Here is a 24,307-nt window from a genome sequence, read left to right as displayed (position 1 = left end):
GGGTGTTGCCTATTGCTTGTAGCTGTCGTCGATGCGGTCGAGCTTGCGGATCAGCGAGGGCCAGACGAACTGCCCGCCCAGGCCACCCGTCTGGACCTTCATCGCCTGGCCCACGCCTTCGACGATCCTGGGATTCACCTGCGTGAGTTCGCCGCCGCCCGACTGGGCCGCGATCTGGATCTGGCAGGTGTTCTCGAAGGTGTACATCGAAAGGAAGGCATCGGCAATGGTCTTGCCGCAGGTGAGCAGGCCATGGTTGCGCAGCATCAGGAAATTGGCGTTGCCCATGTCGGCCTGCAGGCGCGGCTTCTCGTCGTCGCGGAAGGCCACGCCTTCGTAGTCGTGGTAGGCCAGCGATGCCAGCACGAAGGTCGACTGCTGGCTGATGGGCAGCACGCCGTTCTTCTGCGCGCTCACGGCGATGCCGGCCCTGGTGTGGGTGTGCAGCACGCACTGGATGTCTTCGCGCGCCGCATGCACCGCGCTGTGGATCACGAAGCCGGCCGGGTTCACAGGGTAGGGTGACTCGATGATCTTGTTGCACTGCTGGTCGACCTTGACCAGGCTCGATGCGGTGATCTCGTCGAACATCAGGCCGTAGGGGTTGATCAGGAAGTGGTGCTCGGGCCCGGGAATGCGTGCGCTGATGTGCGTGAAGACCAGGTCGCTCCAGCCGTAGAGCGCCACCAGGCGGTAGCAGGCGGCAAGGTCGACGCGCAGCTGCCACTCCTCGGCGGAGACGAGCTTCTGGATTTCGGATTGGGAGTTTGCGTTCATGGTGAGTGGTTTCCTTGTGGGGGTCAGGCCGCCGCCGGTTCCTTCATGGCGGCCTTGTAGATGCTCTGCTTCGGCTGCGCCATCAGGCCCCGCAGCATGGGTTCGAATTCGCTGATGGGCAGCGTCTCGGCGCGGGGGTCGAAGGCCGGGTTGTCGTAGAGCGCGCAGAACTCGGCCGTGCGCTCGTAGTGCGGATGGTCCTTGAAGCTGTCGCGCATGTCGCGGTCGAGGCCGATGTGATGGAAGAAATAGTGGCCCTGGAAGATGCCGTGGTGCTGCACCATCCAGTGGTTGGCCTCGCTCACGAAGGGCTTGAGAATGGCCGCGGCAATGTCGGGATGGTTGAAGCTGCCGAGCGTGTCGCCGATATCGTGCAAGAGCGCGCACACCACGTATTCCTCGTCGCGGCCGTCGCGCAGCGCGCGCGTGGCGGTCTGCAGCGAATGGGTGTAGCGGTCGACCGGAAAGCCGCCGTAGTCGCCTTCGAGGATCTGCAGGTGCCGGATCACGCGCGCGGGCAGGCCACCCGCGAATTGCCTGAATTCGCCGCCGATCAGTTGCCAGTCTTCGCGCGTGCTCTCCTGCATGCTCCTGAAACCTGCCCGTTCGCTCATCGTGTCTGTCTCCGTGTTCCTGGGGGGAGCGGCCACTGTAGACCCGGGCTTGACGTTCAACTGTCAAGAATTTGACAATGCAGGGCTCTGGTAAACCCCCGCATGCCTCCTCCCAAGCCGCGTCTTTCCGCCCCGCACCGCGCTGCGATGGAGCGCAATCCATGGTTCACCAGCATGCCGCGCGCGCAGCGCGAAGCATTGCTGGGCGCGGCCGAACTCATTCATGTCCGGCGCGGCGCGATGGTGTTCCGCCAGGGCGATCCGATCCACGCAGCGGGCGGCGGCTTCTATGGCCTCCTGGCCGGCACGATCAAGATCTCGTCATTGCGGCAGGACGGGCGCGAAGCCATTCTTGCGGTGCTCGAGCCCGGCAACTGGTTCGGCGAGATCACGCTGATCGACGGCTCGCCGCGCACGCACGACGCCACCGCGCTGGAAGCGCTCGACCTGCTCGTGGTGCCGCCGGACGCCTTTGCCCAGCAGATGCGCGACGTGGTCTTTGCGAACGCGATGGCCGCCATGCTGGCCGCGCGCGTGCGCATGCTCTATGGCCTCACCGAAGACGCTACGCTGCGCAGCCTGCGTGCGCGCGTGGCGCACCGGCTGCTGGTGATGGCGCGCGGCGACGCCACGCAGTCGGTGCAGTTGCGCCGCACGCTGATGCTGCCGCAGGAGGCGCTGGCGATGATGCTCGGCGTCACGCGCCAGACACTCTCGAAGGAGCTCAATGCGCTGGCGGGCGAGGGCGTGATTGCGCTGGGCTACGGGCGCATCGAGCTGCTGTCGCTCGATGCGCTGCAGGCGCTGGTGAGCACCGGGTAGCGCCTTAGCGGAGCACGCGGCCGTCGGCCGAGATGCTGATCAGGTCGATGTTGCGCGAGGCATCGCGCAGGCCCGGGCGCAGGTTGACGCGGAAGCCGCCCACGTCGTAGTCGGTCATGGCGGTCATCACGCGCTGCAGGCTCGCGGTCGTGAAGCCGCGGCCGGCGCGGCGCACCGCCTCGCCCACCACCTTGGCTGCAATGAAACCCTCGAGGCCTTCGTACGAGGGCGTCTGGTCGGAGTTGTCGACCGCGGCGCGGTACTCCTTGACGATCGGAATGGCCGAGGGCCGCGGCGACGGCACCACCTGCGAGATCACGATGCCGCCGATGTCCTTGCCCAGTTCGGCGTACAGCGGGTCGATGCCCACGATCGAGAAGGCCATGAAGCTGCCGCTGTAGCCGCTCTTGCGCAGCTTGCGGATCGCATTGGCCGTGGTGCCCGAGAGCGACACCAGCACAATGGCCTGCGGCGTCTGCTGCTGCACCGTCTTCAGCGCCGCGTCGAGCTTGTCGCCGCCCACCGGAACCATGGCCGTGGCCACCAGCGCGGGCAGCTTCAGCTCGGTGATGGCCTGCTGGACGGCGGCCAGGCCGGCGCGGCCCATGGCGTCGTCGTCGCCCACCAGGGCGATGCGCGTCTGCCCCACGGTCGCGCACTGGCGCACGATCTTCAGCGCCTCGTCGATCATGCCGGGGCGCACGTGGAACACGTGGGGATGGCTCGCCTCGCGCAGTGTGTCGGAGGCGGCAAAGGGCGCGAACAGCAGGCTGCCCTGCTGCGCGGCCACGTTCGCTCCGGCATCGCTGCTGGCGGTGCCCACGAAGCCGAACAGCATGTCGGCCTTGTCGGCGCCGAGCAGGGTGCGGGCGTTGGCGGCGGCCCGCGCCGCGTCGTAGCCGTCGTCGAGTTGCAGGAGCTTGAGCTGCAGGCCGCTGGCGGCATTGCGCTCGTTGAAGTCGCCCACGGCCAGCCGGCTGCCGGCCGCGAAGGCCAGGCCGATCTCGCTGGCCGCGCCCGTCAGGGGGACCGACTGGCCCAGCAGGACCACCCGGGCGCCCGCCGCACGGCTCGATTGCGAAAGCGCCGGCAGATGAACGCCACCGCCCAGCAGCAGCGCTGCGCCCGCCTTGCCCAGCCATTCCCTGCGAGAACTGTCCATGGGTCACCTTTTTTCACAGTAGTAAAAAAGTGTAGCAAGTTCGGTGCCCGCGGGGAAGGCGGCGAGAGGCCTCGCCGCCGGGATTCAGGGAGGGCGGCCTCAGGCGCGCTGGAACACCAGGTCCCAGACCCCGTGGCCCAGCTTGAGGCCGCGGTTCTCGAACTTGGTCAGCGGCCGGTAGCCGGGCTTGGGTGCGTAGCCTTCGGCCGTGTTGCGCAGCAGCGATTCGGCGGACAGCACCTCGAGCATCTGCTCGGCGTAGGGCTGCCAGTCGGTGGCGCAGTGGATGTAGCCGCCCGGCTGCAGATGCCCGGCGAGCTTCTTCACGAACTCGGGCTGGATCAGGCGGCGCTTGTTGTGGCGCTTCTTGTGCCATGGGTCGGGGAAGAACACATGCACGCCCGCCAGGGAACCGGGCTGCAGCATGTGGTCGAGCACATCGACCGCATCGTGCGCGCAGATGCGGATGTTGGTGATCGACTGCTCGCCGATGCGCTTGAGCAGCGCACCCACGCCGGGCTCGTGCACTTCGCAGCACAGGAAATTGGTCTCGGGCAGCACGGTGGCGATGTGCGCGGTGGCCTCGCCCATGCCAAAGCCGATCTCGAGCACGGTCGGGCCCGTGCGGCCGCCGAAGGCCGCCGCCAGGTCAAGCGGCTCTGGCTTGTAGGGGATGAGGAACAGCGGGCCCAGTTCGGCAAAGGCGCGCGCCTGGCCGTCGGTGGTGCGGCCGGCGCGCTTCACGAAGCTCTTGAGGCGGCGGTGCAGCGGATGCGGCTTGTTGTCGGCCGCGTCGTCGTCGCTTGGCGGGGAATCGTGGGGCACGGTGTTGGGAAAGGTCATTACGGCCGCGAATTGTAGAGATCGCGCCATTCGGGCACCCAGCCGGCCAATGCCGGCGCGCAGGAGGCCGCCGTGGCGGCGCGCAGCCCGAGCACGCGCGCGGCCGTGTCGAGGGCGGCCAGGGCGGCTTCGGGCGTTGCGGTGTCGATGGAGATGGCGCCGTTCTGCTTGGAGAGCTTGTCGCCGTCGGCGCCGCGCACCAGCGGCGCGTGCAGGTAGCTGGGCGTCGGCAGGCCGAGCGCGCGCTGCAGCAGGATCTGGCGCGCGGTGTTGTCGGCCAGGTCTTCGCCGCGCACCACGTCGGTCACGCCCTGTTCCGCGTCGTCGACCACCACCGCGAGCTGGTAGGCCCACGGGCCATCGGCGCGACGCAGCACGAAGTCGCCGACCTCGCGGCTGACGTCCTGGCATTGGCGGCCGAGGCGGCGGTCGGTCCAGCAGAGTTCGCCGGACGCAAGTGCCGGCTGGGCGGATTCGAACTTCTCGGTGGCGAAGCGCCAGGCGCGTGCGGGTTTGCCATGCAGCCCGTCGCGGCAGGTGCCGGGGTAGACCCGCTCACCATGGCGCGTGTGCGGCCGGCCGAGCCGTGCCAGCGCCTCGTCGATGTCCTTGCGCGAACAGCCGCAGGGGTAGGCAAGGCCAAGGGCCTGCAGCCTTGCCAGCGCGGCTTCGTAGCGCTCGGTGCGCTGCGTCTGCCATATCGGCGCTTCGTCGGGCAGCAGGCCGCAGTCGGCCAGCTGCCGGAGGATGTGCTCGCCCATGTCGGGCAGGCAGCGTTCGGTGTCGGCGTCCTCGATGCGGATCAGCCAGCGCGCCTGCGGCCCGCGCGCACGCACGTCGAGCCAGCTTGCGAGCGCGGCCACCAGCGAGCCGGCATGCAGCGGACCGGTGGGCGAGGGCGCGAAACGGCCGGTCTCACGCATCCGCGGATCAGATCACTGCGAGCGCCAGCGAGAGTCCCGAGAGGAACGCGTCTTCGACCCGATGGCCGGTGCACCAGTCGCCGGCCACGCCGATGCGCGCCTTGGCGTCCCACAGGTGGCTCTTGCCGACCGGGACCTGGGTCTGGGCTTCGTTCCAGCAGCGTGCCTGGGCGTGCGTGGGCGCGGCATGGATGCCGGTGATCTCGGCGAAGGCGCGCAGCAGCTTGGCTTCGACGCGTGCGGCGTCGTCGCGCAGGTGCTCCTGCGACCACGCGGCGCTGGCCTGCAGCGTCCAGCGCTCGACGCGTTCGCGACCGGGCTTGGACGACTCGCGTGCGAGCCATGCCACGCGGTGGTGGGTGCTGCGCGCTGCATTCCACTGCGGGCCGAGGTGCGACATGTTGGCCTGGTTGGCCTGGGGGAAGGCGATCATCAGCGTCCAGCAGGGCGCAATGCGCACCGGCTCGATCTTCTGGCTGATGGAGGCGGACAGCTTGCCGTCGCCCAGCAGCACGCGCGTGCGCGAGGGCGGCACGGCCAGCAGCACGGCGTCGAAGCCCGAGTACACGTGCTGCGAATCGTCTTCGCCCGCGGTGCGCAGCTGCCAGCGCTTGGGGTCGAGCGCGTCGGGTTCGATCTGCGTCACCTGCGTGTCGACCACGAGGCTGTCGCCCAGCGGCGCGGCCCAGTGGGCCACCAGGGCATCCATGCCGGGCTGCGCCACCCAATGCGATTCGTGCCCGGGCAATGCGGCTTCCGCCACGCGGCCGTGCGCATCGAGCACGCGCACGAGGTTTGCGCTCCAGGGACGGCAGAGATTGGGCGTGGCTTCGAGCGCCAGCGCAAAGCGCGGATCGCGCACGGTGAAGTACTGCGTGCCGCTGTCGAAGCGGCCGAAGGCGGAGTCGACGCTGGCCATGCGCCCGCCGGGCGCAGCCTCGCGTTCGAACACCGTGGCCTTGTGGCCGGCCTGCACCAGCGTTCGGGCACAGGCCACGCCGGCAATGCCGGCGCCGACGACGGCGTAGTGGCGTGGAGCGGCGGGGGGTCGGTGGCGGTCGGTCGCCTTTGCAGTTGCGCGAGTGGTCATGAGGGACTCTTTTCTTGTGTACGGGAGACGGATGGATGTGTCCGGACTCTACATCGGTCCGGGAGCGGGGCAGGAGGACGTGTCCTGTTCGGGGTGCGTGCACAGGGCATCGGGTGCTCCCCTCCGCGAATGTCCCCCGCCTTCGGCTCCTCCTTTATTTCGCTGCGGGGAGCACCCGATGCCCTGTGCACGAGAGGCGCGGCTGTGGTACTGGCCGATCAAGAACAGGTCCGCATAACGATCACGTCGGCGGGATCGTGCCCTGAACAGCAGCGCCTCGAACAATGCACTCCAACATGCCCCTTTCGTGCAGTCAGCGCGCGGTTCGCACCGAGTCAACGCCCCCGATGCCGCTCCAGCAGCGCCCGCCGTGTGGCCTCGTGCTCGAACTGTGCGAGCCACCAGTCGAGCGCGCGGCCCGGCCCGCCCGCGCTGCGCACGCGCCAGGCGCAGTGCATGGTGGCCAGGGGCGGCTGGCGTTCGGTCTTGCGCTCGACCAGGTGGCCGGCCTCGATGTAGGGCCGCGCCATCGGCTCGGGCAGAAAGCCGCCGCCAAGGCCGTGCAGCTGCGCCGCCAGCTTGGCCTGCATGCTCGGCACGGTGAGCACGTCCTGTCCGCCGACGAGGTTGACCGTCATGCTGGGCCCGCTGCGCACCGAGTCGGCGGCCGCCACCGCGCGATGCTGGCGCAGCACCGCATCGGTCAATGGCTCGGGCAAGCGTGCCAGCGGATGATGCGGCGCCACGGCGTAGACGAAACACAGCTCGCCGATGGGCCGGCTGCGGATGCCGGTGGCGGTGAAGGCCAGGCTCGCCGCGTCGAGCACCGCGCCAATGGCCAGGTCGGCCTCGCCGCTGGTCAGCGCCTCGATGGTGCCGAGCAGGGTTTCGTCGCGCAGCTTGAGCCGCGTGGGCGGATCGAGCGCGAAGAAGGCGGTGGCAAGGTCGAGCAGCGGGTCGCGCGCGATCACGCTGTCGACCGCAATGGTCAGCATCGGCTCCCAGCCGGTGGCCACGCGCTTGACGCGGTTGGCCACCGCATCGATCTCGCCCAGCAGCCGCGCCGCCTCGCGCAGCAGTTCGGCGCCGGCCTCGGTGATGCGGGCCTGGCGCGCGCTGCGGTCGAACAGCAGCACGTCGAGCGCGTCCTCGATCTGGCGCACGCGGTAGCTGAGCGCGCTGGGCACGAGGTTGAGCGCGCGCGCGGCGCCGGCAAAGCTGCCGGTGCTGGCCACGGTCTGCAGCATGGCGAGCGCATCGGGGGTCAGTACGTCTCTGGCGCTGGGCATGGCGGCTCCATGGATCGATTGATCGATCAAAAAATTTGAATGATGCCATCAAAAGCAGGCGCTTTTGTCCATGGGGTACGGGCCTAAAGTTCTTCACATCCGCTGCGCATCCGGCGCGGCATACGAAGAAGGCCGGAACATCCCCCCGGGGAACGGCCGAAGGAGTCTGACGATGTTGCAAGTCCGTAAATCACAGGAACGCGGTTATGCCGACCATGGCTGGCTGCGCTCGTTCCACAGCTTTTCCTTTGCCGGCTACTACGACCCGGCCCACATGGGTTTCGGCAACCTGCGGGTGATCAACGAAGACCGCGTGGCGGCGGGCGCCGGCTTCGGCACCCACGGCCACAAGGACATGGAGATCATCAGCTACGTGCTCTCGGGCGAACTGGCGCACAAGGACAGCATGGGCAACGTGGAGTCCATTCCTCCGGGCGACGTGCAGCGCATGAGCGCCGGCCGCGGCGTGATGCACAGCGAGTTCAACCACAAGGCCGACGAGACCACGCACTTCCTGCAGATCTGGATCGAGCCGAACGTGCGCGGCATTGCGCCGGGCTACGAGCAGAAGAAGTTCAGCGACGCCGAGAAGCGCGGCAAGCTGCGCCTCGTGGCCTCGCCCGACGGTGCCGACGGCTCGGTGACGGTGCACGCCGATGCGCGCCTGTTCGCAGGCCTGCTCGACGGCGACGAGAAGGCCAGCCTGGCGCTCGATCCGAAGCGCAAGAGCTACGTGCACCTGGTGCGCGGCGAGCTCGAAGTCAATGGCCAGAAGCTCGCGGGCGGCGACGCCGCGATGCTCGAAGGCGAATCGCAGCTCACGCTCGGCGCCGGCAAGGATGCCGAAGTGCTGGTGTTCGACCTGGCCGCCTGATCCATGCCGGGCGCGTGTCGCCCGGCTTCTTTTTCCCCTGTTCCTTTCCATTTTTCATTTCGACAATCGAGGAGTTTTCAACCATGGCAAGCACCACCACCCCCCCCAACGCAGCCCAGGACACGCTGGCCCTGATCGGCCGTGCCCTGATCGCCTACCTGTTCATTCCCGCCGGCATCGGCAAGCTCATGGGCTTTGCGGGCACCGTCGGCTACATCAACTCGGTGGGCCTGCCGCTGCCGGAAGTAGGCGCCGCGATCGCCATCCTGGTCGAACTCGTCCTTGGCATCGCGCTGCTGGTGGGCTTCAAGACCCGCTGGACTGCCATTGCGATGGCGATCTTCACCGTGGCCGCCGCGCTGTTCTTCCACAAGTACTGGTCGGCGCCCGACGCCGTGAAAATGATGCAGCAGATCAACTTCAACAAGAACATCGCGATCGCCGGTGGCCTGCTCGCCCTCTCGGCCTTCGGTCCCGGCCGCTTCAGCGTCGACAAGAAGTAGGCTCTCCCCCATTCGACACCACTGATCATCGCTTCCGTTCAGGAGAATCGCCCAATGGCAAACATCGTCGTCGTCTTTCATTCCGGCTACGGCCACACCCAGCGCGTGGCGCAAGCCGTGGCCGACGGCGCGGGCGCGCAGTTGCTCGCCATCGACGCCGACGGCAACCTGCCCGAAGGCGGTTGGGGGACGCTGGCCGCGGCCGACGCGATCATCTTCGGCTCGCCGACCTACATGGGCGGCGTGAGCTGGCAGTTCAAGAAGTTCGCCGATGCGTCGTCCAAGGTCTGGTACACGCAGGGCTGGAAGGACAAGCTCTTCGCGGGCTTCACCAACAGCGCCACCATGAACGGCGACAAGGTCGCGACCCTGAGCTACCTGTGGACGCTCGCGATGCAGCACAGCGGCATCTGGGTCAGCATGGGCATCCTGCCGACCAACAACAAGGCGGCCACGCGCGATTCGATGAACTACATGGGCGGCTACGGCGGCCTGCTGACGCAGTCGCCTTCGGATGCGAGCCCGGCGGAAATGTTCAAGGGCGACTTCGACACCGCGCGCGCTTTCGGCGAGCGCATCGCCGAAGTGGCAAGATCGCGCGGATAAAACCCAGTCACCCACGGAGCCCACGATGACCGACACCGCCGCCCAGACCCAGTTGCTTCAACCGCACGACAAGGACCTCGGCGGCGGCTTCAAGGTGCGACGCCTGCTGCCGGCGGCGCAACGCCGTTCGGTCGGGCCGTTCGTGTTCTTCGACCACTTCGGGCCGGCCACCGAGCAGCCCGGCATGGAGCACGACGTGCGGCCGCATCCGCACATCGGCCTGTCCACGGTCACCTATCTTTTCGAGGGCGCGATGATGCATCGCGACAGCCTCGGCAGCGTGCAGGAGATCCTGCCCGGCGCCATCAACTGGATGACCGCGGGGCGCGGCATCGTGCACTCCGAGCGCAAGCCCGAACGCCTCAAGGCCGACACCTACGTCAACCACGGGCTGCAGCTCTGGGCTGCCTTGCCGCAGGCGCATGAAGAAGCCGAGCCGAGCTTCGAGCACACGCCGGCCAGTGCCATTCCCGAGGTGGTGGAGCAGGGCGCGGCGGTGCGCGTGCTGGTGGGCGAGGCCTTTGACCAACGCTCGCCAGTCAAGACACTGTCGCAGACGATCTACCTCGACATCGCATTGCCCGCAGGCGGCCGTTTCGAGCTGCCCGCACTGGCACCCGAGTTGGCCGTCTACGTTGTCGATGCCGATGCGAGCGTCAATGGCGAATCGATCCCCGCGCACACCATGGCGGTGCTGCCCGATGGCCAGGGCGCGGTGCTGACCTCCGGCACCGCCGCGCGCCTGATGGTGATCGGCGGCGAGCCGCTCGACGGCCCGCGCTACATCACCTGGAATTTCGTCTCGAGCCGGCGCGAGCGCATCCTGGAAGCCGGCTCCGACTGGGCCGCCCAGCGCATGGGACATGTGCCTGGCGAGACCGAGTTCATTCCGCTGCCCGGCAAGCCCTTTGGCGTGCGCGAGCCCGATGTCGGAACGACGCCTGTCTGATCTCTGGGGCGTTATTCGTGGCGCGTGCACAGGCCACCGGGTACTCCTCTCCGCGAATGTCCCCCGCCTTCGGCTCCTCCTTGATTTCGCTGCGGGGAGCACCCGGTGCCCTGTGCACCAGGGCAAGCTGTAGGTGTACCGCCGATCAACGACCGCCCTGAACAAGAGCGAGCGCACGATTCGCAAAAAAAAGGCCCGACTGAGCGGGCCTTCCTCTCTGCTTACTTGCCGCCGATCGCGACCGCCTCCGCAGGCGGCGCGCTATCGGGCGCCTTCGGTAGTTCGAGCATGGCCTTGCGGTGGCTGCGTGCGCGCCATGCCGAGTAGCCGACGCCCATCAGCAACAGCGCGCACAGGCCGATGAAGGTGCCGCTGATCGGCCGCGTCACGAACACCGACATGTCGCCGCGCGAGAGCAGCAGCGCGCGGCGGAAGTTCTCTTCCACCATCGGCCCGAGCACGAACCCCAGCAGGATGGGCGCGACCGAGAACTCCAGCGTCATCAGCACCGCGCCGACGATGCCGAACACCAGCACCTCCCAGATCTGGAACAGGCTGTTCTGCGTGCTGTACACACCCGTCGCAATGAAGAACATCGCGGCCGGGAACAGGTACTTGTAGGGCACCTTCAGCAGCTTCACCCACACGCCGATCAGCGGCACGTTCAGCACCACGAGGATCACGTTGCCGATCCAGAACGAGGCGATCAGGCCCCAGAAGATGTCCGGATGCTCGGTGATGAGCTGCGGGCCGGGCTGGATGCCCTGGATCAGCAGCGCACCGAGGATCAGCGCCATCACCGCGTCGCCCGGAATGCCCAGGCTCATCGTGGGAATGAAGTCGACCTGCGTCTTCGAGTGGGCCGAGGCCTCGGGGCCGGCCACGCCTTCGATCATGCCGGTGCCGAACTTGTTCGGCGTCTTCGACACCTTGCGCTCCAGCGCATAGGCGATGAAGGTGGTGATGGTCGGGCCCGTGCCCGGCATCGCGCCGAACACCGTGCCCACGATGGTGCCGCGGATCATCGCGGGAAAGGCGCGCTTGAGTTCTTCCTTGCTGGGCCGCATGTCGCTGAGCTTGAGCGTGCCCGTGTCTCCGATGCTCTTCATGCGGTTCACGTTGAGCAGGAAGTCGGCCACGCCGAACAGGCCCATCGAGATGGCCACCAGTTCGAGGCCGTCGCTCAGTTCGGGCAGGTTGAAGGCGAAGCGGAAACTGCCGCTGTTCACGTCGGTGCCGACCACGCCGCACAAGAGACCGAAGATCGTCATCGCCACGCCCTTGAGCGGCGAGCCGCGCGACATGGTCGAGCCCGCGAGCAGGCCCAGCAGCATGATCGAGAAGATCTCGGTCGGGCCGAACTTGAACGCGATCTGCACCAGGAGCGGCGAGGCGAAGATCATCACGATGATGCCGACCGACGCCGCGAAGAACGAGGCGATCATCGTCACCCCGAGCGCGACGCCGCCCTTGCCCTGCTTGGTCATCGGATACCCGTCGAGACAGGTCACCGCGTGCGGCGGGTGCGAAGGCATGTTCATCAGGATGGCGCCGATGGCGCCGCCGTACTGCGAGCCGTAGAAGATGCCTGCCAGCATCAGGATGGCGGGCACCGGATGCATCACGTAGGTGAGCGGCAGCAGGATCGAGATGGCCTGCAGCGCGCCCATGCCCGGCAGCACGCCGATCAGGTTGCCCACCAGCACGCCGAAGAAGGACCACAGCAGGTTCGAGCCCTGGAACGCAACGCCGAAGCCGAACCAGAGGTCGTGGAGCGATTGACCGATCATGGCTTCAGCCTCCCCACTGGAACAAGGGCAGCTGCAGCTTCAGCGCCCACCAGAACACCACGACCGCGATGAAGCACATCGCGAGCGAGAGCAGCGTTACCTCGGTCAGCGAGTTGTCGCGGTCGCCGAGCGCCGAGATGAACACGATCGCGAAGGTGGCCGGCAGCAGGCCGCCGTATTCGCCGAACAGCAGGAACGCGAGGATGCCGAGGATGATGCAGATGCACCCGCGCATGTCGGGCATGCCGCCCGGGTGGCCGTGCGACACGGCCTCTTCGCTCGCCGGTTCCTCGCCGCGCGCGGAGAGGGCGATCAGCAGGCCGGTCAGCGCGAGCAGTCCGCCGAGCGCCACCGGGAAGAAGCCCGGCCCCATGTGCGCGAGCTCGCCCACGCGGTAGCCGACACCGGCATAGACGGCCGCGAGTCCGACGACCACGAGCAAGGCGCCGCCGTAGTAGTCCTTCTTGAATTTCGATGCGGGCCGTAGCGCGTGCGAGGCCGGATCTTCACCGTGCGGGTGCATTGAGTCTCCTTCGAATCTGGAAGGAGCGCAGTCTAGGAATCGAGGCTTTCAATCGCCTTTCGGTGAGGGCGTGGAAGGCCTTCCCACCCTCAAAATACGTGTTACTGCGTAGCGCACTACCCCGCAGAAACCCTTGGTAAAACCGCCAGTGGCAGCTTCAGGATCGCGCGCAGTCCGCCGCCGTTCGGGCGCTCGGGCATGTCGGCGTTGTCGAGCGCGATCTCGCCGCCGTTGCGCCGCGCATAGCTGCGCGCAATGGTGAGGCCCAGGCCCGCGCCCTGGCTGGCGGCGCTGCCGGCGGCCGGGTCGCGGTGGAAGCGCTCGAACACGCTGTCGCGCCGCTCGGGGTCGATGCCCGGTCCGCTGTCGCACACCTCGGCCAGCGCATGCGAGGCTTCGCGCCGCACGGTCACCGTGATGCTGCCGCCGCGCGGCGTGTACTTGATGGCGTTGTGCACGAGGTTCGCGAGCACCTCGTGCAGCTCGGCAGCATTGGCCCGCACAGGCAGTGCCGGGATCTCGCCTTGGGGCTGCGGTTCGCCGCGCGCATCGACCCAGCCCAGGTCCTGCTCGTTCTCGCGTGCGAGCGGCAGGTATTGCAGCACCACGGCGCGTGCAACGTCGCCCAGGTCGACCACCTCGGGTTCGGCCGCCGCGATCTCGTCTTCGTTCGTGGCGTGGGCCAGCGCGAGCAATTGCTCGCTGAGGCGGCGCGTGCGCGCCAGCTGCGCGACGATGGCGTGCAGCGATTCGCGCATGCGCGCCGGATCGGTCTCGCGCACCGCGTAGCCGGCCTGGATCGAGAGGATGCTCAACGGCGTGCGCAGCTGGTGCGAGGCATCGGCCAGGAACTGCGAATGTTCCGCCACCATGCGCCGGTGGTCCGCGATGTGGTGGTTGACCGCCTCCACCAGCGGCACCACCTCCTGCGGCACGCCGCCGGCGTCGAGCGGCTTCAGGTCGTCGCGCGGGCGGTCGCGCAGCGAGCGGCGCAGGCGCTCCAGCGGCCGCAGCGTCCAGGCCACGCCCAGCCACACCAGCAGGGCCATCACCAGGATCATGCGCACGTCGCGCAGCAACTCCTGCTTCAGCGATTCGGCCTGTGCCTGGCGGCGCGGGCCGGTGCCTTCGGCCGCCTGGACGAGCACGCTCCAGGCCGCGCCGGAGCCGGTGTTGTCGTAGACCGTCTGGCGCAGCGCGGCCACGCGCACCGGGTGCTGCTCGTACACCGCGTCGTAGAACACCGGCGTGCCGTCGGCCGGGCGTTGTGCGGGGCGGGGCAGGCCGGGCACGCCCATCAGCGTGGTCTCGGGGGAGCTGGTGTCCAGCGGCTCGCCGCTGGCGATGCGCTGCACGCCCACGTGCAGGTACTTGTAGCGCAGGTGCGTGGACTCGAACATCGCCTGCACCGAGAACGGCTCCTGCACCTTCACGCTGCCGTCGCTCGCGACCACGATGCCGTTGGCCAGCGCCCGCACGGGTTCGAGCAGGCTCTGGTCGTAGGCGACGACGAGCGAATCGGTGAGCGCCTGGTAGTCGCTCCAGCTGTCGAGCGCCATCAGCGCGACGATGCCCGGCACCAGCAGCGCGAGCAGGCGCGCGCGGATGCCGAAGCGCTGCGGCTCAGGCCGTGGCGGCGGCGCGGGCGCCCGAGGATCCATCGGCGATGCTCTCGAGCATGTAGCCCAGCCCGCGTACGGTGACGATGCGCACGTCGCTGTCCGCAAGCTTGCGGCGCAGCCGGTGCAGCACCACCTCGATGGCATCGGGGCCGGCGGTGCTGTCGTTGGTGAACACCTTGGCGAAGAGCTGCGACTTGCCGACCGGCGCGCCGCTGCGCATCAGCAGCGCGGTGAGCGCGGCCTGCTCGCGAGGCGTGAGCGGCAACAGCGTTCCGCGCAGCGTGAAGGCGCGGCTTTCGCTGTCGTACGAGAGCGAGGCGCACTGCAGCCGCGGGTGCTGCTTGCCGCGGCTGCGCCGCACCAGCGCCGCGAGCCGCGCCTCGAGCTCGGCCAGCTCGAAGGGCTTGGTGAGGAAATCGTCGGCGCCGAGGTTGAGGCCGCGGACCCGGTCCTGCAGCGCGCCCTGCGCGGTGAGGATCAGCACGGGGGTACGGTCGTCGCTATTGCGCATGTCGGCCAGCACGCTCAGGCCGTGCTTGTCGGGCAGGCGCAGGTCGAGCACGATGGCGTCGTATTCGGTGCCGGCCATGAAGGCCTCGGCGGTGCGCGCATCGGGCGCGTGGTCGGCGACGAACCCGCTCTGGGTCAGCGCCCGGACGAGCCACGAGGCCATGTCCAGTTCGTCTTCCACCAGGAGGATGCGCATCGGAGGCCGCCGGCTATTTCTTCAGGCCGCTGCCCAGGTCGATGTCTTCCGATGCCCGCGCGCTGGCATCGGCCGCGCGCGCGCTCAGGTCGGGCGCCAGGGCGCGCCGGCCGTCGAACACGAAACAGTCGCCGTGGTAGTGTGCGCCGCCGACCTGCTCGAAATATTTCAGGATGCCGCCTTCGAGCTGCAACACGTTCTCGACGCCTTCTTCACGCATCAGGATCGCGGCCTTCTCGCAGCGGATGCCGCCGGTGCAGAAGCTCACCACGGTCTTGCCCGCGAAATCGGCGCGGTGCTCTTTCAGCGCGGGCGGGAATTCGGTGAACTTGGTGATGCGCCAGTCGATCGCGCCGTCGAAGGTGCCTTCGTCGACCTCGAAGTCGTTTCGCGTGTCGAGCAGCGCGATTTCCCGGCCTTCGTCGTCATGGCCCTGGTCGAGCCAGCGCTTGAGCGTGGGCGCGTCCACGCCCGGCGCGCGGCCCGCCGACGGCTGGATGGCCGGGTGGTCCATGCGGATGATCTCGCGCTTGAGCTTCACGAGCATGCGGCGGAAGGGCTGCGTGGCCGACCAGCTTTCCTTGGTTTCCAGGTCGGCGAAGCGCGCATCGGCGCGCAGGCCGGCCACGAAGCTGCGGATGGCGTCGGCCGCGCCCGCCAGGAACAGGTTGATGCCCTCCGGCGCGAGCAGGATAGTGCCCATGAGGCCCAGGGCCTGGGCGCGCTCGCGCAGGTCTTCGCGCAGCACGGGGCTGTCGTCTATGGCCACGAATTTGTAGGCCGCGATATTCAAAATCTCTTGCACGGGGGGCGATTGTAGGGATTGCCAACCCACATCGTGGAGGCGGTGCTTTCTACAATGGAAGGATGTTTGTTCACCTGCGCCTGCACACCGAGTTTTCCGTCGTCGACGGCACCAACCGCATCGACGAAGTCGTCAAGGCCGCCGCTGCCGACAAGCAGCCCGCACTGGCCATCACCGACCTCAACAACCTGTTCGGGGCGGTCAAGTTCTACAAGCAGGGGCGAAGCAAGGGCGTCAAGCCCGTCATCGGCGCTGAAATCTTCATCGAAGGGCTGGGCAAGGAGCCCGGCGTGCTCACCCGCATCGTGCTGCTGGTGCAGAACATGGAGGGCTACCTGCACCTGTCCGAGCTGCTGGCGCGCGCCTGGACGCAGAACGTGGGCCGGGGCCAGTCGCAGGCGGCCTGCAAGCTCGAATGGCTCGAAGAGCTGCAGGGCGGGCTGATTGCGCTTTCGGGCGCGCAGGCCGGCCCATTGGGCGCGCCGCTGCTGCAGGGGCAGGAAGAGCGCGCCGCCGAGCTGGCGCTGCAGCTGGCGGGCATGTTCCCGCACCGCTTCTACATCGAACTGCAGCGCGCGGGCCGCCCCGAGGACGAGCCGCATGTGATTGCCGCCGTGAAGCTCGCGGCCCGGCTGCGCCTGCCGGTGGTCGCGACGCACCCGGTGCAGTTCGCGGAACGCCAGGACTACGAGGCGCACGAGGCGCGCGTCTGCATCTCGGAAGGCGAAATCCTGGGCAACCCGCGCCGCGTGCGCAAGTTCACCGAGGAGCAGTACTTCAAGTCGAGCGCCGAAATGGAGGCGCTCTTTGCCGACGTGCCGAGCGCGCTGGCCAACACGGTCGAGATCGCCAAGCGCTGCAACCTGACGCTGGTGCTCGGCAAGCCGCAGCTGCCCGACTTTCCGACGCCTTTCGTCAGCGAAGGCGTGCGCATGCCGATCGACGAGTTTTTCCGCCAGGAGTCGTTTGAAGGCCTGGAAGCGCGTCTTGCGCATCTTTACCCCGACGTCGCCAAGCGCGATGCCGAACGGCCGCGCTATGTGGAGCGCCTCGAGTTCGAGATCAACACGATCCTGAACATGGGCTTCCCCGGCTACTTCCTGATCGTGGGCGACTTCATCAAGTGGGCCAAGAACAATGGCTGCCCGGTGGGCCCGGGCCGGGGCTCGGGCGCGGGCTCGCTGGTGGCCTACGCGTTGAAGATCACTGACCTCGATCCGCTCGAATACAAGCTGCTGTTCGAACGTTTCCTGAACCCCGAGCGTGTCTCGATGCCCGACTTCGACATCGACTTCTGCCAGGGCAACCGCGACCGCGTGATCGACTACGTCAAGGACAAGTACGGCCGCGACGCCGTGAGCCAGATCGCCACCTTCGGAACGATGGCCGCGCGCGCCGCCATCCGCGACGTGGGGCGCGTGCTGGACATGAGCTACATGTTCTGCGACGGCATCAGCAAGCTCATTCCGAACAAGCCGGGCCAGCCGGTCACGATCCAGTACCCGCCCGACCCGAAGGTGGAAGGCGACAAGAACAACTACGCCATCGAGATGGAGCCGCAGCTCGCGGCGCGCATCGAGAAGGAAGAAGAAGTGCGCATGCTGGTCGAGCTGGCGCAGAAGCTCGAGGGCATGACGCGCAACATCGGCATGCACGCGGGCGGCGTGCTGATTGCGCCCGGCAAGCTCACTGACTTCTGCCCGCTCTACCAGCAGCCCGGCAGCGATTCGGCCGTGAGCCAGTACGACAAGGACGACGTGGAGGCCATCGGCCTCGTGAAGTTCGACTTTCTGGGCCTGGCCACGCTCACGATCCTTGAGATCGCGAAAGAGTTCATCGTCAAGCGCCACAAGGGCCAGGAGAACTTCGCGTACGAGAACATCAAGCTCGACGACCGCGAGACCTACAAGCTGTTCTCCGAGGGCAAGACGGAAGCGGTGTTCCAGTTTGAAAGCCGCGGCATGCAGGGCATGCTGAAGGATGCGCGGCCGACGCGGCTGGAGGACCTGATTGCGCTCAACGCGCTGTACCGTCCGGGCCCGATGGACCTGATCCCGAGCTTCGTGGCGCGCAAGCACGGCCGCGAAGAGGTGGAGTACCCGCACCCGGCCGTGGCCGAGATGCTCTCCGAAACCTACGGGATCATGGTCTACCAGGAGCAGGTGATGCAGACCGCGCAGATCCTGGGCGGCTACTCGCTCGGCGGCGCCGACCTGCTGCGCCGCGCCATGGGCAAGAAAAAGCTCGAGGAGATGGCCGAGCACCGCGAGAAATTCCGCGCGGGTGCGCTCTCGACGCACGGCATTCCCCAGGACAAGGCCGACGAGATCTTCGACTTGATGGAGAAGTTCGCGGGCTACGGCTTCAACAAGTCGCACGCCGCCGCGTACTCGCTGCTGGCGTACCACACGGGTTGGCTCAAGGTCCATTACACGGCCGAGTTCTTCTGCGCCAACATGACCGTGGAAATGGACGACACCGACAAGCTCAAGGTGTTGTTCGAAGACGCGCAGAAGAACTTCGGCCTCACCTTCGAGCCGCCGGACGTGAACCGCGGCAACTACCGCTTCGAGCCCGTCACCGACAAGGTGATCCGCTACGGCCTGGGGGCGGTCAAGGGCACGGGCCAGCTCGCGGTCGAGGCCGTGGTGCGCGCACGGGAAGAGGGCGGGCCGTTCAAGAGCCTGTTCGACTTCTGCGTGCGCATCGACCGCCAGCGCATCAACAAGCGCACGGTCGAAGCGCTCATCAAGGCCGGTGCCTTCGACGCGATCCAGCAGAACCGCGCGTCGCTCATCGCCTCGGTCGACCGCGCCTTCGAGTTCGCAGCCGCCACCGAGGCCAATGCGGCGCAGGTCGACATCTTCGGCGACAGCGAGCACGGCTCGGCCACGCAGGAGCCCGAGCTGGTGGACGCCACACCCTGGGGCGTGAAGGAGCGGCTCACCTTCGAGAAGACGGCCGTGGGCTTCTATCTCTCGGGCCATCTGTTCGACGAGGTGGCGCACGAGGTGCGGCGCTTCTGCAAGCGCGAGATCGGCGACCTGATGGACACGCGCGACCAGCAGGTGATCGCGGGCATCGTGAGCGATTTCCGCGTGATCAACGGCCAGCGCGGGCGCCTGGCGATCTTCAAGCTCGACGACAAGTCGGACGCCATCGACGCCACCGCCGACGAGGCGCTGATCAACGCGAACCGCAACACCTTGAAGGACGACGAGCTGGTGATCGTGAGCGGCCGGCTCCAGCCGGGCCGCGGCGGCTTCGAGGCCCGCTTCCAGGTGCAGCAGGTGTGGGACCTGGCCACCGCGCGCTGCCGTTTCGGAAAATTCCTGCGGGTGGCCGTCAATGGCAAGGCGCCCGACATCGCGCGCCTGGTGAAAGACTTTCCACCGCGCACCGAGCAGAGCGAGCATGGCGACCTGGTGCAGGGGCTGCCGGTGCGCCTGTCGATGGCGCGCGGCGGCGCGCAGGTCGAGCTGCAGCTCGGGGAGCGCGCCAGGTTCTTCCCGACGGACGCCGCGCTCGCCAGCTGGACGGCGCAGGCGGACGCCGGCAAGGCCTCGGTCGTTTACGAGTGAGTGCGGCGAGGGAGGCTCGCCTTCGGGGGCATGGCTCCCGAAGGCGGCGGCGCCCCGCTAGCGCTTGGGCCGCAGCGAGACGATCAGCGACGGGAAGATGCGCCCGTCGGTGTCGCGCGGCAGCTTGTCGGTCTTGTGCAGGCCGCGTTCGGCGGCTTCGTCCCAGCTGGGCAATCCGCTCGACTTGGTCAGCTTGACGCCGACGATGGTGCCGTCCGGTGCCAGATTCACTTCGAACTCGGCGGCCGGATTGCCGTTGACCGTCTCGGCGTCGGGGAAGGTGATGTTCGGGCGCACCGCCGCGGCAATGCGTCCCGCATAGCCGCTCGACGGCCCTGACGAGCGCATGGCCGTGCCCTTGGAATCGTCGCTGCCGCTCGCGCCCGCGAGGCCCTGCATGCGCTTGAGCGTTGCGGCGCGGTCGGCCGCCGCCTGCTTGGCTGCGGCTTCCTGCTGCTTCTTCGCTTCGGCCTGTTTGGCCTCGGCTTCCTGCTGCTGCTTCTTCTGCTGCTCGGCGAGCTTTTGCTGCTGCGCCTTCTTGCGTTCGGCTTCGTCTTCGGCGCGCTGCTTGGCCTCGAGCTCTTTCTTGCGCTGCTGTTGCTGGCGCTCGAGTTCGCGCTCCTTCTGCTCTTTTTCTTCCTTGAGCTTTTTCTCGCGCTCGAGCGCGATGTCCGGAGCGCGCGGTGCCGGTGCGGGCTCAGGGGCCTTCACTTGAGGCGGCGGCGGTGGTGGAGGCGCAGGCGGCGGAGGCGCGGGAGCGGGCGTGGGTGCCTGCGGCGCGGACAGGCGCGGCGCGGCCTGCTGCACCGTGGACGACCACAGCTCCGCATCGACGGCGCCTTCGTCTGCGTCGCTGCGCCAGCGCACTCCCCACGTCAGCGCCGCGATCAGGAGCGCGTGCGCAATCAGCGCGAGCAACACCGCGCGCGGCGTGCCGCGCTGCGGCGGTGGTGCGAACTCGGGGCGATCCAGGGCGAGCGACATGCCTTATTTGCCGCCCGTGGTGGTGACGGACAGGCCCACGCGCTCGATGCCGCTGCGCTTGAGCTGGTTCATCGCCTTCACGACGGTTTCGTACTTGACGGACTTGTCGGCGCTGATGACCACGGGGCGCTGGTCGTCGCCGCCCTGGGCGGTCTTGGCCGCGGAGCCGATCTGGGTCATGGGAACGGACGCGCCGCCGCTGCCGGTGGACGGGTCTTTCTTGATCTGCACTTCGTCGTCGCTCTTGATGACGATCTCGATGGGCTTGTCGGGGTGCTTGTTGGCGCGGTCGACGGAGGGCAGGTTGATCACGCTCGGCGTGATGAGCGGCGCGGTGACCATGAAGATGATCAGGAGCACCAGCATCACGTCGATGAACGGGACCATGTTGATCTCGTTGATCGTGCGGCGGCCTCGGCCCCGGGATGAAACGGCGGGCATGCGCTGGACCTCCGCTCAGCGGTTGGCCGGAGCCGCCGAAGTTGCCGACGCCACCGCGGCCGGGTTGGCCGAGAGGTTGCGCTGCAGGATGTTGGAGAACTCCTCGATGTAGGTCTCCAGGGCAATCGCGATCTTGTCGATCTCGCGCGCGAAGCGGTTGTAGCCCACCACCGCCGGAATGGCGGCGAACAGGCCGATGGCGGTGGCCACCAGCGCTTCGGCAATGCCGGGCGCCACGGTGGCCAGCGTCACCTGAGCGAGCGCGGCCAGGCCGGTGAAGGCATGCATGATCCCCCAGACCGTGCCGAAGAGGCCGACGTACGGGGACACCGAGCCCACGGTGGCCAGGAACGACAGGTTCTGCTCGGCCGCGTCGAGCTCGCGCTGGAAGCTCGCGCGCATGGCGCGGCGGGCGCCGTCCAGCAGCGTGGGGGCGTCGCTCACGTGGCGTTCGCGCAGCTTCTGGTACTCGCGCATGCCCGAGGCGAAGATGCGCTCCATGGGCCCGGCGAACTTGGCGTTCTGCGCGGCCGAGGCGAACAGTTCGTTCAGGCTGGTGCCGGACCAGAACTCGCGCTCGAAGTCGTCGTTGAGCGCGCGCATGCGGCGCAGCGCGAAGTACTTGCGGATGATCGCGGCCCAGCTGGCGATCGAGACGATCACGAGCAGCAGCACGACCAGTTGCACCACGAAGCTCGCATGGAGCAGGAGATTGATGATGGAGAGGTCTTGGTTCATGGCTTGAAAGGTTGAATCATGGAGCCGCCGCGGCGCTCGAGGGTTCCCGTAACTTGGGCTGGTATCCGCGCAGGACGCAATGTGGCGGCATCCACCCAGCCGATGCGGATCGTGCCTTCGCACAGCAGAACGGGCGCCGCGGCCCCCATTCGTTCTTGCTCTGTTTTTGATAGCACGCGCTGACCGATTATCAACGACGCCGTGCCCAATTGTCGGAGATCGGCTGTAACCAGCAGTTCGTCGTCGAGCCGGGAGGGGCGATGGTATTTGAGCTGCGTTTCGCTCACCACGAACTGGCCGCCGGTTTCCTCGCGCAGCTTGCGCTGCTCGACGCCCAGCGAGCGCAGCCATTCGGTGCGGCCGCGCTCCATGAACTTGAGGTAGTTGGCGTAGAACACGATGCCGCCGGCGTCGGTGTCTTCCCAGTAGACGCGGATCGGAAACGCGTAGCTCATCGGGCGGGGTTCGCGATCATGGCCCGCAGGCGTTCGACCGATTCCTGCAGATGCGCCATCGAGCTGGCGGTGGAGAAGCGCACGAACCTGGCCGTCTCGGCCGTGCCGAAATCGCGGCCCGGCGTCACGGCCACGTGGGCGCGCTTCATGGTTTCGAAGGCGAAATCCCAGCTGCCCGAAATGCCCAGCTTCTCGGCGACCGCGGTGCAGTCGGCCCAGGCGTAGAAGGCACCGTCGGGCACCACCGGCACGTTCAGGCCCAGCGCATTCAACTGCGGAATGAACCAGTCGCGGCGCGCCTTGAATTCGGCGCGGCGGCGCTCGTATTCGGCAATGCTCTCGGCCTCGAAGCAGGCCAGCGCCGCGTACTGCGACACGGTGCTCGCGCAGATGAAGAGGTTCTGCGCCAGCCGCTCGACCACCGGCACCAGCGCGTCGGGCACCACCAGCCAGCCCAGGCGCCATCCGGTCATGTTGAAGTACTTGCTGAAGCTGTTGATGCTGATGACGTTGTCGTCGATGGCGAGGGCCGTTTGCCCGAACGCATCGTCGTAGGACAGGCCCAGGTAGATCTCGTCGATCAGCGTGATGCCGCCGCGCTGCGACACCACCTCGTGGATGCGGCGCAGTTCATCGGGCGCGATCGAGGTGCCGGTCGGGTTGGAAGGCGAGGCGAGCAGCACGCCGCGCGTCTTGTCGGTCCAGGCGGCCTCGACCTTGGCGGCAGTGAGCTGGAAACGCTCTTCGGCGGTGGTGGGTATCAGCACGGCCTTGCCATCCGCGGCGCTCACGAAGTGGCGGTTGCAGGGATAGCTGGGGTCGGGCAGCAGGATCTCGTCGCCGGATTCGATCAGGGCCAGGCAAGCCAGCTGCAGTGCGGCCGAGGCCCCCGCGGTCACCACGATGCGGCGCGCCGGCACGTCGACGCCGAAGCGCTGCGCGTACCAGCCGCTGATGCGCTCGCGCAGCAGCTCCAGGCCGGTGGCCTGGGTGTACTGCGTGGCGCCGGCGCGCACGGCGCGCGCGGCGGCTTCCTGCACCAGCGGCGGGGCGGTGAAGTCGGGCTCGCCGATGTTCAGGAAGATCATCGGCCGGTCGGTGTGGGCCACCTCGCGCGCGAGCACGCCGGCGGCCTTGGCCACCTCCATGACGTAGAAGGGTTCGATGCGCTGCGCGCGCGCCGAGATTCTCACGCTCTGGCCTTGCCCGAGGCCCGGTCGGCCTCGACTTCGGCGGCGCGCAATTGCGGCGCCAGGCCATTGAGCACGGCGTTCACGTACTTGTGGCCGTCGGTGCCGCCGAATTCCTTGGCAAGCTCGATGCACTCGTTGAGCACCACGCGCCATGGCACGTCCAGGCAGTGCTGGAACTCGTACACGCCGATCCACATCACGGCATGCTCGACGGGCGATATTTCCTCGAACTTGCGGTCGAGCAGCGGACGGATCAAGGCGTCGAGCTGTTCGGCGCCCTCGATCGATCCGTGCAGCAACGCGTCGTAGTGCGCGGCGTCGGCCTTGTGAAAGCCCGCGAGGTCGCGCGTGAAGTGGTCGATCTCGGTCGGGTCGTTGCGCCCCACCAGGTGCTGGTAGAGCGCCTGCAGCGCGAACTCGCGCGCGCGGCTGCGGTTCGACTTGGCCGAAGCCTTGCGTGCGCCGGTGCTGGTCAGGCCGGTACGCACTTGCCGTGCCGGGCGCGGCTTGGCGCCGGCTGCTTTGTTGTTGTCTTCGGTCATTTGAGAGAGGCCAGCAACTGCGCCATCTCGACAGCCACCTGGGCCGCGTCGCGGCCCTTGTCGGTCTGTCGGGCGACGGCTTGCTCGAGGTTTTCGGTCGTGAGGATCGCGTTGGCGATGGGAAGGCGATGGTCGAGCGCCACGCGGCTCACGCTCGCGCCCGATTCGTTGGCCACCAGTTCGAAGTGGTAGGTCTCGCCGCGGATGATGCAGCCCAGCGCCACCAGCGCGTGGTAGCCGCCGCGCACGGCCATCGCCTGCAGTGCGACCGGCACTTCGAGCGCGCCGGGAACCTGCACATGATGGATGTCGTCAGCGGCCACGCCCAGCTTCTCGAGCTCGGCGAGGCAGGCGGCGGCGAGCGCATCGGTGATGTCGGCGTTGAAGCGCGCCTGCACGATGCCGATGCGCAGCCCTTTTCCGTCGAGCGGCTTTGCATCCGCTCCCTTGTTTGCACCTTGCATGTCGTGTCAGT

At 67.8% G+C, this 24,307-nt stretch carries 25 protein-coding genes; 6 read left to right on the top strand and 19 right to left on the bottom strand.

Annotated features, from left to right (window positions below):
- Positions 1-9: 9 nt before the first annotated feature.
- Positions 10-777 carry a class II aldolase/adducin family protein gene (locus VAPA_RS15790; protein WP_021007761.1) on the bottom strand — a complete coding sequence of 256 codons (768 nt, stop codon included), beginning with the start codon at positions 775-777 and terminating at the stop codon, positions 10-12.
- 23 nt (positions 778-800) lie between these two features.
- The gene (locus tag VAPA_RS15785; RefSeq protein ID WP_021007760.1) at positions 801-1,391 is read right to left on the bottom strand and encodes an HD domain-containing protein; all 591 of its coding nucleotides are present in this window, start codon (positions 1,389-1,391) and stop codon (positions 801-803) included.
- A 102-nt stretch (positions 1,392-1,493) separates the two neighbouring features.
- Between VAPA_RS15785 and VAPA_RS15780 the strand changes: the two genes are divergently transcribed.
- Complete coding sequence (locus VAPA_RS15780; RefSeq protein WP_021007759.1) at positions 1,494-2,213, top strand: Crp/Fnr family transcriptional regulator; 720 nt, start codon at positions 1,494-1,496, stop codon at positions 2,211-2,213.
- A gap of 4 nt (positions 2,214-2,217) precedes the next feature.
- Here the strand turns inward: VAPA_RS15780 and VAPA_RS15775 are convergent, their stop codons facing one another.
- From VAPA_RS15775 to VAPA_RS15755, 5 genes are all read right to left on the bottom strand, one after another.
- A complete protein-coding gene (locus tag VAPA_RS15775) occupies positions 2,218-3,375 on the bottom strand; it encodes an ABC transporter substrate-binding protein (RefSeq protein WP_021007758.1) in 1,158 nt (385 codons plus the stop codon).
- 99 nt (positions 3,376-3,474) lie between these two features.
- Positions 3,475-4,218, bottom strand: coding sequence for a tRNA (guanosine(46)-N7)-methyltransferase TrmB (gene trmB, locus VAPA_RS15770; RefSeq protein ID WP_021007757.1), 744 nt, complete (start codon positions 4,216-4,218; stop codon positions 3,475-3,477).
- Complete coding sequence (gluQRS, locus tag VAPA_RS15765) at positions 4,218-5,141, bottom strand: tRNA glutamyl-Q(34) synthetase GluQRS (RefSeq protein WP_021007756.1); 924 nt, start codon at positions 5,139-5,141, stop codon at positions 4,218-4,220. Before gluQRS ends, trmB begins: the two co-directional genes overlap by 1 nt.
- 7 nt (positions 5,142-5,148) lie before the next feature.
- On the bottom strand, positions 5,149-6,231 hold the full coding sequence (locus tag VAPA_RS15760) for an NAD(P)/FAD-dependent oxidoreductase (protein WP_021007755.1): 1,083 nt from the start codon (positions 6,229-6,231) through the stop codon (positions 5,149-5,151).
- Positions 6,232-6,566: 335 nt separating this feature from the next.
- Positions 6,567-7,520: a LysR family transcriptional regulator gene (locus tag VAPA_RS15755; protein WP_021007753.1), complete on the bottom strand. Its 954-nt coding sequence runs from the start codon at positions 7,518-7,520 to the stop codon at positions 6,567-6,569.
- 172 nt (positions 7,521-7,692) lie between these two features.
- Between VAPA_RS15755 and VAPA_RS15750 the strand changes: the two genes are divergently transcribed.
- The 4 genes from VAPA_RS15750 to VAPA_RS15735 all read left to right on the top strand — a co-directional run bounded on the left by VAPA_RS15750 (position 7,693) and on the right by VAPA_RS15735 (position 10,452).
- Positions 7,693-8,394 (top strand): pirin family protein, encoded by a 702-nt coding sequence (locus tag VAPA_RS15750; protein ID WP_021007752.1) that lies wholly within the window; start codon positions 7,693-7,695, stop codon positions 8,392-8,394.
- Between the two features lie 83 nt (positions 8,395-8,477).
- The gene (locus VAPA_RS15745) at positions 8,478-8,897 is read left to right on the top strand and encodes a DoxX family protein (protein ID WP_021007751.1); all 420 of its coding nucleotides are present in this window, start codon (positions 8,478-8,480) and stop codon (positions 8,895-8,897) included.
- Positions 8,898-8,951: 54 nt separating this feature from the next.
- Entirely contained in the window at positions 8,952-9,503 is a 552-nt protein-coding gene (locus tag VAPA_RS15740) for a flavodoxin family protein (protein WP_021007750.1), read from the top strand.
- 25 nt (positions 9,504-9,528) lie between these two features.
- Positions 9,529-10,452, top strand: a complete 924-nt coding sequence (locus VAPA_RS15735; RefSeq protein WP_021007749.1) for a pirin family protein — start codon at positions 9,529-9,531, stop codon at positions 10,450-10,452.
- Between the two features lie 221 nt (positions 10,453-10,673).
- On the opposite strand, the gene VAPA_RS15730 is transcribed toward VAPA_RS15735, so the two are convergent.
- The 5 genes from VAPA_RS15730 to VAPA_RS15710 form a co-directional block, all read right to left on the bottom strand.
- Entirely contained in the window at positions 10,674-12,242 is a 1,569-nt protein-coding gene (locus tag VAPA_RS15730; protein WP_021007748.1) for a tripartite tricarboxylate transporter permease, read from the bottom strand.
- 4 nt (positions 12,243-12,246) lie between these two features.
- Positions 12,247-12,765 (bottom strand): tripartite tricarboxylate transporter TctB family protein, encoded by a 519-nt coding sequence (locus tag VAPA_RS15725; RefSeq protein WP_021007747.1) that lies wholly within the window; start codon positions 12,763-12,765, stop codon positions 12,247-12,249.
- 116 nt (positions 12,766-12,881) lie between these two features.
- Positions 12,882-14,426, bottom strand: a complete 1,545-nt coding sequence (locus VAPA_RS15720; RefSeq protein WP_021007746.1) for a sensor histidine kinase — start codon at positions 14,424-14,426, stop codon at positions 12,882-12,884.
- A complete protein-coding gene (locus VAPA_RS15715; RefSeq protein ID WP_021007745.1) occupies positions 14,389-15,093 on the bottom strand; it encodes a response regulator in 705 nt (234 codons plus the stop codon). The genes VAPA_RS15720 and VAPA_RS15715 overlap by 38 nt, the downstream gene beginning before the upstream one ends.
- Positions 15,094-15,106: 13 nt before the next feature.
- The gene (locus VAPA_RS15710; protein ID WP_041946134.1) at positions 15,107-15,898 is read right to left on the bottom strand and encodes a sulfurtransferase; all 792 of its coding nucleotides are present in this window, start codon (positions 15,896-15,898) and stop codon (positions 15,107-15,109) included.
- Positions 15,899-15,960: 62 nt separating this feature from the next.
- On the opposite strand from VAPA_RS15710, the gene dnaE reads away from it, so the two are divergent.
- Positions 15,961-19,479, top strand: coding sequence for a DNA polymerase III subunit alpha (gene dnaE / locus VAPA_RS15705; RefSeq protein ID WP_021007743.1), 3,519 nt, complete (start codon positions 15,961-15,963; stop codon positions 19,477-19,479).
- Positions 19,480-19,536: 57 nt separating this feature from the next.
- Here dnaE and tolA read toward each other — a convergent pair whose 3' ends face one another.
- Genes tolA through ribH form a run of 7 tightly spaced genes read right to left on the bottom strand, consistent with a single transcriptional unit; the run spans position 19,537 to position 24,296 of the window.
- Positions 19,537-20,463 carry a cell envelope integrity protein TolA gene (gene tolA, locus VAPA_RS15700; protein ID WP_021007742.1) on the bottom strand — a complete coding sequence of 309 codons (927 nt, stop codon included), beginning with the start codon at positions 20,461-20,463 and terminating at the stop codon, positions 19,537-19,539.
- 3 nt (positions 20,464-20,466) lie between these two features.
- Positions 20,467-20,904, bottom strand: a complete 438-nt coding sequence (locus tag VAPA_RS15695) for an ExbD/TolR family protein (protein ID WP_021007741.1) — start codon at positions 20,902-20,904, stop codon at positions 20,467-20,469.
- A 15-nt stretch (positions 20,905-20,919) separates the two neighbouring features.
- Positions 20,920-21,642: a protein TolQ gene (gene tolQ, locus VAPA_RS15690; protein WP_012748214.1), complete on the bottom strand. Its 723-nt coding sequence runs from the start codon at positions 21,640-21,642 to the stop codon at positions 20,920-20,922.
- Positions 21,639-22,097 carry a YbgC/FadM family acyl-CoA thioesterase gene (locus VAPA_RS15685; RefSeq protein ID WP_021007740.1) on the bottom strand — a complete coding sequence of 153 codons (459 nt, stop codon included), beginning with the start codon at positions 22,095-22,097 and terminating at the stop codon, positions 21,639-21,641. Before VAPA_RS15685 ends, tolQ begins: the two co-directional genes overlap by 4 nt.
- Entirely contained in the window at positions 22,094-23,290 is a 1,197-nt protein-coding gene (locus tag VAPA_RS15680; protein ID WP_021007739.1) for a pyridoxal phosphate-dependent aminotransferase, read from the bottom strand. Before VAPA_RS15680 ends, VAPA_RS15685 begins: the two co-directional genes overlap by 4 nt.
- Entirely contained in the window at positions 23,287-23,832 is a 546-nt protein-coding gene (gene nusB, locus VAPA_RS15675; protein WP_021007738.1) for a transcription antitermination factor NusB, read from the bottom strand. The genes VAPA_RS15680 and nusB overlap by 4 nt, the downstream gene beginning before the upstream one ends.
- The gene (gene ribH / locus VAPA_RS15670; protein WP_021007737.1) at positions 23,829-24,296 is read right to left on the bottom strand and encodes a 6,7-dimethyl-8-ribityllumazine synthase; all 468 of its coding nucleotides are present in this window, start codon (positions 24,294-24,296) and stop codon (positions 23,829-23,831) included. The genes nusB and ribH overlap by 4 nt, the downstream gene beginning before the upstream one ends.
- Positions 24,297-24,307: the final 11 nt, after the last annotated feature.

Source organism: Variovorax paradoxus B4 (assembly GCF_000463015.1).
Lineage (GTDB): Bacteria > Pseudomonadota > Gammaproteobacteria > Burkholderiales > Burkholderiaceae_C > Variovorax > Variovorax paradoxus_E.
This window is presented reverse-complemented; position numbering and strand designations above follow the sequence as displayed.

Bases quoted from the DNA above. Each gene is read 5' to 3' on its own strand.
- VAPA_RS15785 (WP_021007760.1), bottom strand. From the start codon at position 1,391: ATGAGCGAACGGGCAGGTTTCAGGAGCATGCAGGAGAGCACGCGCGAA.
- VAPA_RS15725 (WP_021007747.1), bottom strand. From the start codon at position 12,765: ATGCACCCGCACGGTGAAGATCCGGCCTCGCACGCGCTACGGCCCGCA.
- tolA (WP_021007742.1), bottom strand. From the start codon at position 20,463: ATGTCGCTCGCCCTGGATCGCCCCGAGTTCGCACCACCGCCGCAGCGC.
- VAPA_RS15685 (WP_021007740.1), bottom strand. From the start codon at position 22,097: ATGAGCTACGCGTTTCCGATCCGCGTCTACTGGGAAGACACCGACGCC.
- trmB (WP_021007757.1), bottom strand. From the start codon at position 4,218: ATGACCTTTCCCAACACCGTGCCCCACGATTCCCCGCCAAGCGACGAC.
- VAPA_RS15760 (WP_021007755.1), bottom strand. From the start codon at position 6,231: ATGACCACTCGCGCAACTGCAAAGGCGACCGACCGCCACCGACCCCCC.
- tolQ (WP_012748214.1), bottom strand. From the start codon at position 21,642: ATGAACCAAGACCTCTCCATCATCAATCTCCTGCTCCATGCGAGCTTC.
- VAPA_RS15775 (WP_021007758.1), bottom strand. From the start codon at position 3,375: ATGGACAGTTCTCGCAGGGAATGGCTGGGCAAGGCGGGCGCAGCGCTG.
- VAPA_RS15740 (WP_021007750.1), top strand. From the start codon at position 8,952: ATGGCAAACATCGTCGTCGTCTTTCATTCCGGCTACGGCCACACCCAG.
- gluQRS (WP_021007756.1), bottom strand. From the start codon at position 5,141: ATGCGTGAGACCGGCCGTTTCGCGCCCTCGCCCACCGGTCCGCTGCAT.
- dnaE (WP_021007743.1), top strand. From the start codon at position 15,961: ATGTTTGTTCACCTGCGCCTGCACACCGAGTTTTCCGTCGTCGACGGC.
- VAPA_RS15730 (WP_021007748.1), bottom strand. From the start codon at position 12,242: ATGATCGGTCAATCGCTCCACGACCTCTGGTTCGGCTTCGGCGTTGCG.
- VAPA_RS15780 (WP_021007759.1), top strand. From the start codon at position 1,494: ATGCCTCCTCCCAAGCCGCGTCTTTCCGCCCCGCACCGCGCTGCGATG.
- VAPA_RS15735 (WP_021007749.1), top strand. From the start codon at position 9,529: ATGACCGACACCGCCGCCCAGACCCAGTTGCTTCAACCGCACGACAAG.
- VAPA_RS15720 (WP_021007746.1), bottom strand. From the start codon at position 14,426: ATGGATCCTCGGGCGCCCGCGCCGCCGCCACGGCCTGAGCCGCAGCGC.
- VAPA_RS15790 (WP_021007761.1), bottom strand. From the start codon at position 777: ATGAACGCAAACTCCCAATCCGAAATCCAGAAGCTCGTCTCCGCCGAG.
- VAPA_RS15695 (WP_021007741.1), bottom strand. From the start codon at position 20,904: ATGCCCGCCGTTTCATCCCGGGGCCGAGGCCGCCGCACGATCAACGAG.
- VAPA_RS15755 (WP_021007753.1), bottom strand. From the start codon at position 7,520: ATGCCCAGCGCCAGAGACGTACTGACCCCCGATGCGCTCGCCATGCTG.
- VAPA_RS15750 (WP_021007752.1), top strand. From the start codon at position 7,693: ATGTTGCAAGTCCGTAAATCACAGGAACGCGGTTATGCCGACCATGGC.
- ribH (WP_021007737.1), bottom strand. From the start codon at position 24,296: ATGCAAGGTGCAAACAAGGGAGCGGATGCAAAGCCGCTCGACGGAAAA.
- VAPA_RS15715 (WP_021007745.1), bottom strand. From the start codon at position 15,093: ATGCGCATCCTCCTGGTGGAAGACGAACTGGACATGGCCTCGTGGCTC.
- nusB (WP_021007738.1), bottom strand. From the start codon at position 23,832: ATGACCGAAGACAACAACAAAGCAGCCGGCGCCAAGCCGCGCCCGGCA.
- VAPA_RS15745 (WP_021007751.1), top strand. From the start codon at position 8,478: ATGGCAAGCACCACCACCCCCCCCAACGCAGCCCAGGACACGCTGGCC.